The sequence below is a fragment of the Komagataeibacter kakiaceti JCM 25156 genome (genome assembly GCF_000613305.1).
In genome coordinates this window covers 1-2,526 of record NZ_BAIO01000348.1, presented here as the reverse complement: position 1 = coordinate 2,526, position 2,526 = coordinate 1, and the positions used below count along the sequence as shown (strand labels likewise).

Annotated in this window: 2 protein-coding genes and 1 pseudogene; 1 reads left to right on the top strand and 2 read right to left on the bottom strand. The window is 64.7% G+C overall.

Annotation, left to right across the window (positions count from 1 at the left end; translation table 11 throughout):
* Together JCM25156_RS13570 and rfbB are read right to left on the bottom strand one after the other, a co-directional pair.
* Positions 1–402, bottom strand: a pseudogene (locus JCM25156_RS13570) (sugar nucleotidyltransferase); the annotation flags it as partial.
* 4 nt (positions 403–406) lie between these two features.
* The gene (gene rfbB, locus JCM25156_RS13565; protein ID WP_025813507.1) at positions 407–1,465 is read right to left on the bottom strand and encodes a dTDP-glucose 4,6-dehydratase; all 1,059 of its coding nucleotides are present in this window, start codon (positions 1,463–1,465) and stop codon (positions 407–409) included.
* 163 nt (positions 1,466–1,628) lie between these two features.
* On the opposite strand from rfbB, the gene JCM25156_RS13560 reads away from it, so the two are divergent.
* The coding region (locus tag JCM25156_RS13560) for a L,D-transpeptidase (protein ID WP_025813505.1) at positions 1,629–2,526 on the top strand (898 nt) is incomplete at its 3' end.

Below are 2,526 nucleotides of genomic sequence, written 5' to 3'. Positions count from 1 at the left end.
GCCGCCGCGCGCAGCATGGCGGGCAGGTGATCGGCGAAGATCAGGTTATCCCCCAGTATCAGCGCGCAGCGCGTCCGCCAGCCAGTCCCCCGCGATGAGGAACGCCTGCGCGATTCCATCGGGCGTGGGCTGGACACGGTAGGCGAAGCGCACGCCAAGCTGCGCCCCGTCACCCAGAAGGCGCTGGAACTGCGGCAGGTCCTGCGGTGTGGAAATGATCATGATATCGCGGATTCCCGCCATCATCAGCGTGCAGAGCGGGTAATAGATCATGGGTTTGTCATACACGGGCAGCATCTGCTTGCTCATCGCCAGCGTCATCGGGTGCAGCCGCGTGCCCGAACCGCCCGCCAGCAGGATACCCCTGGTGGCGGGGGCGTGTGTGTCGGCATGATGGGTCATGCCGTCAGGCCACCCGTCCCATGTGCCGGCCGTCGTCATGGTGTCTGGCGCGGATGGCCCGCCACCATGGGGCATGGTCGATATACCAGCGCACGGTCAGGTCCAGCCCGCTTTCAAAGTCATGCCGCGCTTTCCAGCCCAGCGCCCGTTCCGCGTGCGTGGGGTCGATCTCATAGCGGAAATCATGCCCCGGCCTGTCCGGCACATGGCGGATCAGGCGGGCATGCGGCCCGGCGGGATCGGGGCGCAGCCGGTCGATGACGGCGCAGATGGCGTGGACCACCTCAAGGTTGGTGCGGGGCTGGCGCGCGCCGATGGCGTAGGTTTCGCCCGGGCGGCCATGCTCCATCGCGCGGACCAGCGCCTCCGCGTGGTCGGTGACGAACAGCCAGTCGCGTATGTTGTCGCCCGCGCCATAGACCGGCAACGTCCTGCCCTGCAGGGCGTTGATGATGGTGAGCGGCACGAGTTTTTCAGGGAAATGCCAGATACCGTAATTATTGGTGGTGTTGGTAATGAACGTCGGCAGGCCATAGGTGTGATGCCAGGCGCGCACCAGATGGTCCGACGCCGCCTTGCTGGCGGAATAGGGGCTGCTGGGGTTGTAGGGCGTGGCTTCGGTAAAGGGGGAATCATGCGGGTCCAGCATGCCGAATACCTCATCGGTCGAGACATGATGGAAGCGGAAAGCCATCTGCCGCGCGGGCGGCAGGCCCTGCCAGTAGGCCCGCGCCGCCTCCAGCATGGAAAAGGTGCCCATGATATTGGACCGCATGAACACACCCGCACTGTCTATGGAACGGTCCACATGGCTTTCCGCCGCCAGATGCATGACCGCATCGGGGCGGAAGGAGGCAAAGACATCCCGCATCGCCGCCGTGTCGCCTATATCGCAGCGCCGGAAGCCGTAGCGGCTGTCCGCCGCCACTTCCGCCACCGCGTCGGGGCTGGCGGCGTAGGTCAGGCTGTCGATATTGAGGACATCGTGGCCGGTCTTCCTGATCAGGTGGCGCACCACGGCCGACCCGATAAAGCCGCACCCACCGGTTACTAAAACGCGCATGGCAATCCATCACATCAAAAATGCTAACAGACAGGTGAAATGTTAATATCTCCCCAATAGTCGTCTGGTATTTCCCGTTTCATGATTGCATGCGATGGTTTCCCTCCAGCCCGTTCGGGCTGAGTAACAAGGTCATCCTACCTTCGCGACCAAGGCCGCCCGCATGATGCTTCCGATGCGCTGGACAATGCTGATCCTGACAGCCCTGCCCATGACATGTCAGGCCACGACCGCATCGGCCGCGCCGCTGCCCGATGCCGCGATCAGCCTGCGGCAGGACATCCAGCGCGAACTCGGCCCCCAGCACACACGCCTGTCACCACGCCAGACCCAGCGCGCCATGGAACTGGGCATGGACATGCTCGATCAGACCGGCAACTGGCCCGCCGATACGCAGGCCATTCTGGTTGTGGATCGCGCGCCCGCCGTCCAGCGCCTGTGGTTCGTGCTGGCTGACCCCGCGGCGCACGCGCTGGTCCCGCTGGGCATGGTGGCGGTGAGTACGGGGCGGCCGGGGCGCAAGGAACATTTCCGTACGCCGGTGGGCATATTTTTCAATGACGGGCAGATTTACGGCTATCGCGCGCTTGGCACCAAAAACGAACACGGCATCCGTGGCAATGGCGACAAGGGCATGCGGGTGTGGGATTTCGGCTGGCAGACAACGGAAGACTGGCACCATAGGGGCGCGCTGGCGGTGGTGCGGCTGGAGATGCACGCAACCGACCCCACCTTTCTCGAATCCCGGCTGGGGCAGGCGGATTCCGAAGGGTGCATTCGCATACCCGCGCGCGTGAACAGCTTTATCGACCGCCATGGCCTGCTGGACCGCCAGCTTGACCTCATGGCGCGAGACGACACCCCGAACGCCCGCGCCGTGCGCGCCCTGCTGGGGGCGGAACATATGCCCGGCCCGCTGGAAGGGGATCGGGTGGTGGTGGTGGATTCATCCGACCCGCAGGCCGTTGCGTCCGACCCGGAAAAGGCGCGGAGAATACAGGACAGTTTCGCCCAGTACCTTGCGGCATCGGCATCGCCGCCAGCACAATCGCCCACGCCCA